This is a genomic window from Brevundimonas sp., from assembly GCF_016463485.1.
Lineage (GTDB): Bacteria > Pseudomonadota > Alphaproteobacteria > Caulobacterales > Caulobacteraceae > Brevundimonas.
Map to the genome: position 1 here is coordinate 1 of NZ_JAEMRD010000163.1, position 6,792 is coordinate 6,792.

Genomic DNA, 6,792 nt, shown 5'->3' on the forward strand with positions numbered 1-6,792 from the left:
GTGTGTCTGGGGTCGAGAACCCCTCCGTCTCGTCGCTGCGCTCCGATCCACCTCCCCATCGCTTCGCGGTGGAGAGGAGACAGGCATCATGACCCCCGCGGAATTCCAGACGGCCACCGGAGCGTGGCCCGAGCGGATGGCGGACCTTGCCACCTTCCTTGATCGGTTGACCGAGGCCAATGCCGTGATGAACCTCGTCGGGCCCGACAGCCTGCCTGATTTCTGGAACCGTCATGCCTTCGATTCTGCGCAACTGCTGGACCTCGCGCCCGAGGCCCGGACCTGGGCGGATCTGGGTGCCGGGGCAGGGTTCCCGGGGGTCGTCCTGGCGATCCTGTTGAAAGGTCGCTCCGACGCCCATGTCTGGCTGATCGACTCGCTCCAGAAGCGGTGCCGCTTCTTGCAGACCGTTGTCGAAGAGCTCGACCTGCCGGCCACCGTCGTCTGGGGGCGGGCCGAGGAACAGGAGATCAAGGTCGACGTGGTGACGGCCCGCGCGGTCGCCCCGTTGGAGAAACTTCTGGGTTATGCACAGCCCTATCTGAAGCGCGGTGCACAAGGTCTGTTTCTCAAGGGAGAGAAGGCGGAAGCCGAGTTGCAAGAGGCCCGCAAGGTCTGGCAAGTGGATGCAGACCTCTCCGTCTCCCGCAGCGATCCGCGCGGACGAATCCTAACCGTCAGGACACTGCGCCGTGGCTCTTGAACGCGAAAAGCGAACCCGTGTGCTTGCCGTCTCCAACCAGAAGGGCGGGGTGGGCAAGACGACGACGGCCATCAACCTGGGCACGGCCCTCGCGGCCATCGGCGAGAAGGTCCTGATCGTCGATATGGACCCTCAGGGGAATGCGTCCACGGGCCTGGGTGTTCCACGTGAAACACGGCGGATCACGATTTACGACGTGGTGGTCGACGGACGGTCTATCCACGAGGCGGCGGTCCAGACCAGCGTCCCGGGCCTGTTCATCATCCCCGCCGACGCCGATATGTCGGGCGTCGAGATCGAGCTGAGCCAGGCAGACCGGCGGTCCTATCGACTGCGCGATGCCCTCGAAAAGCCCGCCGAGGCTGGCCATACCGCGTATGACTATGTCCTGATCGACTGCCCGCCGTCCCTGAACCTGCTGACGCTCAACGCCATGGCCGCCGCCGACGGGGTGCTGGTGCCGCTGCAGTGCGAATTCTTTGCGCTTGAGGGCCTGACGCAGCTGATGAAGACCATCGAGATGGTGCGCCAGAGCCTGAACCCGTCTCTGGAAATCCAGGGCCTGGTCCTGACCATGTATGATCGTCGCAACGCCCTGTCGGGTCAGGTCGCGGCCGATGTGCGCAGCCATTTCGGCGACAAGGTCTATGACGCCGTGATCCCGCGCAACGTCCGGGTCTCGGAGGCGCCGTCGTTCGGCAAGCCTGTGCTGATCTATGACCTGAAATGTACCGGCAGCCAGGCCTATCTGCGCCTCGCCAAGGAAGTGGTCGGCCGCGAGCGCCGTCGCCGCGCCCAACTGGCCGCCTGAACTCTAGCGAACGGAAATGCCTGAAGTGTCTGAACGTCAACGCGGTCTGGGTCGCGGTCTGTCCGCCCTGATGGGTGAGACCATCAACGAGCCGGTGTCGGTCACCGGCGACGCGTCGCGCGGCGTCACCACCCTGCCGATCGAGCAGATCAAACCCAACCCTCATCAGCCCCGCAAGATCTTCGCCCAGGAGCAACTGGACGAGCTCGCCAACTCGATCCGCGACAAGGGCGTGCTCCAGCCCATTCTGGTGCGGCCGATCACGGGCCAGGCCGACCTGTACCAGATCGTCGCCGGCGAACGCCGCTGGCGCGCGTCCCAGGCGGCCCGCCTGACCGAGGTGCCCGTCGTCATCCGCGAGATGAACGACGCCGAGGTGTTCGAGGTGGCGATCATCGAGAACGTCCAGCGCGCCGACCTGAACCCCATCGAAGAGGCCGAGGCCTACAAGCAGCTGATGGAACAGTTCGCGCGGACCCAGGACATGGTCGCGGGCATCGTCGGCAAGAGCCGCAGCCATGTGGCCAACACCATCCGCCTGTTGCAGCTGCCCGACGGGGTCATCGACTATGTCCGCGACGGGCGGCTCAGTGCCGGTCACGCCCGGGCCCTGGTCACCGCGCCCGACCCCGCTGCCCTGGCCGAACAGGTCCACCGCGACGGCCTGAATGTCCGCCAGACCGAGGCGCTGGCCCGCAAGGCCGCCGCCGGTCCGGGAGCGCCGCCGAAGAAGGCTGCGGGTGGCGCACAGGAGGGTGCGGCCGACATCGCCGCGCTGGAGAACGACCTCGCCGACGCCCTGGGGCTCAAGGTGTCGCTCGCGGATCGGGGCGGGAAGGGGGATCTGGTCCTGTCCTACGCCACGCTCGAACAACTGGACGATCTCTGTCGGCGTCTCATGCGGCTGTAGCGACCATTGCGTGCTAGGCTGACGCCATGACCGATACGCCCGAGACCCCCGCCGAAGCCCTGAAACGCGTCCTCGCCGCCAAGAAGGCCGGTGCGGCTGGCGGTGGCGGCGGTTTCAAGCCCGCCCAGCACGCCGAAAAGGCCGCCCAGGCCAAGAGCGCCGCCATGGCGAAGCCCGCGTTCAAGAAGGCGTCGAAACGGGGTTAATTCTCCTCCCCGTGCGTCGCATGGGGAGGTGGATCCGAGCCTCTTTGGCGAGGAGACGGAGGGGTTCTTGCCCCAGACACGGTGTGCGCGGACAGGGCCCCTCCACCACTTCGTGGTTCCCCTCCCCACGCTGCGCGCGGGGAGGAGAGGCTGTCTACAGCCCCAACCGCCTCGCGCGGGCCGCGATTTCCAGCAGCAGTCGTTCGGCGATCAGGGCCTCGGGCATCCCCGTGGTCTTCGTCGCCACATCGGCGACGTTGATGCTGTCCAGCACCCGGTCGAGATCGTCGAGGCGCCAGGCGCGGGCCTGACGGAGCATTTCGGCCTCCTGTTTCCAGAAGACGCCGGCGGCCTTGGCGGCCTCCTTGGCCCCGCTGCCGGTCTCCTGCAGCACATTGATGCGGCGCAGCTTGCCCAGATGGATCGAGGCCTGGCGCACGGCCATGACGGCGCTCTCGCCCTCCGCCAGGGCGCGGCGCAGGCCCGATTGCGACGGCGCGGGACGGCCTCCGAAGGCCTGCAGCGCGGCGTCCTGAAGCGAGGCGTCCGGTTCGACACCCAGATGGGCCTCCAACTCGGCCACGTCGATCTGGCGGCCGGAGCCGGGGCCGATATAGAGGACCAGCCGCTCGATCTCCTGGCGCATCAGGCCGCGTTCGCGGGGCAGGCGGGACACGAACCGGTCCAGCGCGTCGGAGGTCAGGGAGACCTTCTCAGCGGACAGCGCCTCGCGCGTCATGCGGGCCACGTCGCCGGTCTCATCCTCGTAGCAGACGATGGCGGCCGAGCCCTTGCCCGCCTCGGCGGCCTTGCGCAGGGCGGATTCGCGGCCCAGCGCCCCGGCCTCGATGACCAGCATGGCGTCGGGGTTGAAGCCGCCGTCCCCGTGGGTTTTCACGACGGCCGCCAGCATCTTGTCGATCGAGGCCTTCTCGCCGCCCAGCCGCACGCGGACCAGACGCCGCCCACCGATCATGCTGAGCGCCGTCAGGGCCTCTTCCAGCCTCGCCTCGTCGCCGTCGATATCGCTGTCTGTGAGGACAGTGACGTTGAAGGGGTCGTTGAGGTCCGGCGTCACCGTCTTGCACAGGACGGTGGCGCGCTCGGAAACGCCCGAGCGATCCTTGCCGTGGATGACCACCGCCCGGATCCCTGCGTCCGGACGGGCCAGGAAGCGGTCGATCTCGGGCCGCTTGGCCAGGATCACTCCGACAACGCCCTGAGGATGTCCAGGCGGATCAGGCGGGCCAGTTCGGCGGCGGCGCGGTCCTCGCCGTCCTGCTGGGCGGCGATGGCGGCATAGGGCTGGTCGGCAGCGGCATAGGTCAGAGTCGCCGTCTCGACGCCGGTCAAGGGCGCTCCGGCGCCCGTCGGCGTCAGGGTCCAGACCGTACGGACGGTCAGCTCATAGCGGGTGGCGGTGTCGTCGATCCGGCGACCGAGCGGGCGGCGGCTCTGTTCGGTCAGGGTGGTCAGGCGCCAGGCAGGCTGTGATCCGCGGTCCCAGCCCAGCGAATCCTCGAGCTGCTCGCGCAGGCGGTAACCGAGCCGGTTGTCCTCGGCCGTCACCGCGATCCGCGACATGACCGGTGCCCCGCCCGTGGCGTACATCGGCGTGAACCCACAGGAACTGGTGAACAGACCCACGATCGCGATCGCGACGAGGGTCAGCGGTCTGGCGCGCCCGCCAGTCATCCGGCCACCAGATTGACGATGCGGTCGGGCACGACGATCACCTTGCGGATGGATTGGGCGTTGGCCTCCAGATAGGCCTGAACGGCTGGATTGGCGAGCGCCTCGGCTTCGACGGCCTTGGGATCGGCCCCGCGCGGCATTGTGATCTCGCCGCGCCGCTTGCCGTTGATCTGGATGGGCAGAACCACCTCGTCGTCGGCAGCCAGGGCCGGGTCGAAGACCGGCCACGGCGCGTCCAACACCATGCCGTCCAGACCCAGTCGCGCCCAGGCTTCCTCGGCCAGGTGGGGGGTGAAGGGGGCGATCAGCCGGGCCAGGGCCGACAGGGCCTGCGCCTTGGCCGCGCCGCCGGCATCCTTGGCGTCACGGACCGTGGCCAGGAAAGCGTAGAGCTTTGCTATGGCCGAGTTGAAGCGGAAGCCTTCGACGCCTTCGGATACAGCCTTGATGGCCTTGTGGGTCTCGCGGATCAGGGCGGCATTGGCCGTCGCGTCGCCCTCGGGAGCCGCATCATAGGCGTCGAACTCGGCCCAGACGCGCTGGACGAAGCGGCTGGCACCCTCGACCCCGCCGGGGGTCCACTGGACGTCGCGCTCAGGCGGACTATCGGACAGGACGAACAGGCGGCCTGCGTCGACGCCGTGGGAGTCCAGGATTTCAGCCGGGGCGACGACGTTCTTCTTGGACTTGGACATCTTCTCGATGTCGCCGATGACGAGGGTCTCGCCGGTGGAGAGCTGGCGGGCCGAGCGGACGCCGGCGTCGTTGGTCAGGTCCACGTCGGTCGGCTCGACCCAGGCCCCGTCGGCCCGGCGATAGGTCTCGTGGACCACCATCCCTTGCGTGAACAGGCCGGCGAAGGGCTCCCGCACCGACAGCATCCCGGCGTCGGCCAGGGCGCGGGTCACGAACCGGGCATAGAGCAGGTGCAGGACCGCGTGCTCGACCCCGCCGATATACTGATCCACCGCCAGCCAGTGGTCGGCGGCGGCGGCGTTGATCGGCTCGGCCGCCGTGGGATCGGTGAAACGGGCGAAATACCAGCTGGAATCGACGAAGGTGTCGAGCGTATCGGTCTCGCGCGTCGCGTCGGCCCCGCAGGACGGGCATTTGACGTGTTTCCAGGTCGGGTGCCGCGCCAGGGGATTGCCGGGCACGTCGAAGGTCACGTCGTCGGGCAGGACGACGGGCAACTGATCGGCCGGGACCGGGACGACGTCGCACGCCCCGCAGTGGATGACCGGAATCGGACAGCCCCAGTACCTCTGACGTGACACGCCCCAGTCGCGCAGGCGATAGATGGTCGCCCCCTTGCCCTGGCCGGCGGCCTCGATGCGTTCGATGGCCGCGGCCTTTGCGGCCTCGACCGACAGGCCGTCCAGGAAGCCCGAGTTGAAGATGGAGCCGGGACCGACATAGGCCTCGGTCCCGATCTCGACGGTCTCGGCACCGTCGGGCCTGACCACCGGGGTGACGGGCAGGTCGTATTTGCGGGCGAAGTCCAGATCGCGCTGGTCGTGGGCTGGACAGCCGAAGATGGCACCGGAGCCATAGGTCGAGAGCACGAAATTGGCCGCCCAGACCGGCAGGGTCTTGTCCGGATCGAAGGGATGACGGACGCGCACGCCCAGGTCGACGCCCAGCTTCTCGGCCTTCTCGATGTCGGCTTCAGAGGTGCTGGTCCGGGCGCAGGCCTCGGCGAAGGCGGCCACGTCGGGGCGGTGGGCGGCGATGGCCCGGGTCAGAGGATGGTCGGGGGCGAGGGCCAGGAAGCTGGCCCCGAACAGGGTGTCGGGCCGGGTCGTATAGACCTCGACCGGATCGCGGGCGTGGTTGGGCTCACCCTCCGGCGAGGCGGGCAGGAAGTCGGGGGCGACCGTGATATCCCACCACAGGGTCGCGCCCTTGGACTTGCCGATCCAGTTTTCCTGCATCAGCCGGACCTTGTCGGGCCAGCGGCCTTCCAGCGACTTCAGGCCCTCGATCAGCTCGTCGGCATAGTCGGTGATGCGCAGGAACCACTGGTTCAGCTTGCGCTTCTCGACGATCGCGCCCGAGCGCCAGCCCCGTCCGTCGATGACCTGTTCGTTGGCCAGGACGGTGTTGTCGACGGGGTCCCAATTGACGACGCCGTCCTTGCGATAGACCAGGCCGCGTCGGTACAGCTCCAGGAACCAGGCCTGCTGCTTGCCGTAGTATTCCGGGTCGCAGGTGGCGAATTCGCGGCTCCAGTCTAGCGACAGGCCCAGCAGCTTCAGCTGTTCGCGCATCGCGGCGATGTTGTCGTAGGTCCAGCCCTTGGGGTGGATGCCGCGCTCCATGGCCGCGTTTTCGGCCGGCATGCCGAAGGCGTCCCAGCCCATCGGGTGCAGCACATCGAAGCCCTGGGCGCGCTTGTGACGCGCCACGACGTCGCCCATCACATAGTTGCGGGCGTGGCCCATGTGGATGTTGCCCGACGGATAGG

At 68.1% G+C, this 6,792-nt stretch carries 7 protein-coding genes; 4 read left to right on the top strand and 3 right to left on the bottom strand.

Annotation, left to right across the window (positions count from 1 at the left end):
- Positions 1–88: 88 nt before the first annotated feature.
- The 4 genes from rsmG to JHC99_RS16455 all read left to right on the top strand — a co-directional run bounded on the left by rsmG (position 89) and on the right by JHC99_RS16455 (position 2,630).
- Entirely contained in the window at positions 89–703 is a 615-nt protein-coding gene (gene rsmG, locus JHC99_RS16440; protein ID WP_292155687.1) for a 16S rRNA (guanine(527)-N(7))-methyltransferase RsmG, read from the top strand.
- The gene (locus tag JHC99_RS16445) at positions 693–1,514 is read left to right on the top strand and encodes a ParA family protein (protein WP_292155689.1); all 822 of its coding nucleotides are present in this window, start codon (positions 693–695) and stop codon (positions 1,512–1,514) included. The genes rsmG and JHC99_RS16445 overlap by 11 nt, the downstream gene beginning before the upstream one ends.
- A gap of 70 nt (positions 1,515–1,584) precedes the next feature.
- Positions 1,585–2,424: a ParB/RepB/Spo0J family partition protein gene (locus JHC99_RS16450; protein ID WP_292155698.1), complete on the top strand. Its 840-nt coding sequence runs from the start codon at positions 1,585–1,587 to the stop codon at positions 2,422–2,424.
- 26 nt (positions 2,425–2,450) lie between these two features.
- Positions 2,451–2,630, top strand: a complete 180-nt coding sequence (locus JHC99_RS16455; protein ID WP_292155690.1) for a hypothetical protein — start codon at positions 2,451–2,453, stop codon at positions 2,628–2,630.
- Positions 2,631–2,784: 154 nt separating this feature from the next.
- Here the strand turns inward: JHC99_RS16455 and holA are convergent, their stop codons facing one another.
- From holA to leuS, 3 genes are all read right to left on the bottom strand, one after another.
- The gene (gene holA, locus JHC99_RS16460; protein WP_292155692.1) at positions 2,785–3,837 is read right to left on the bottom strand and encodes a DNA polymerase III subunit delta; all 1,053 of its coding nucleotides are present in this window, start codon (positions 3,835–3,837) and stop codon (positions 2,785–2,787) included.
- A complete protein-coding gene (gene lptE / locus JHC99_RS16465) occupies positions 3,834–4,325 on the bottom strand; it encodes an LPS assembly lipoprotein LptE (RefSeq protein ID WP_292155693.1) in 492 nt (163 codons plus the stop codon). Before lptE ends, holA begins: the two co-directional genes overlap by 4 nt.
- On the bottom strand, positions 4,322–6,792 hold a 2,471-nt coding region (leuS, locus tag JHC99_RS16470), incomplete at its 5' end, for a leucine--tRNA ligase (protein ID WP_292155695.1). The genes leuS and lptE, both read right to left, overlap by 4 nt.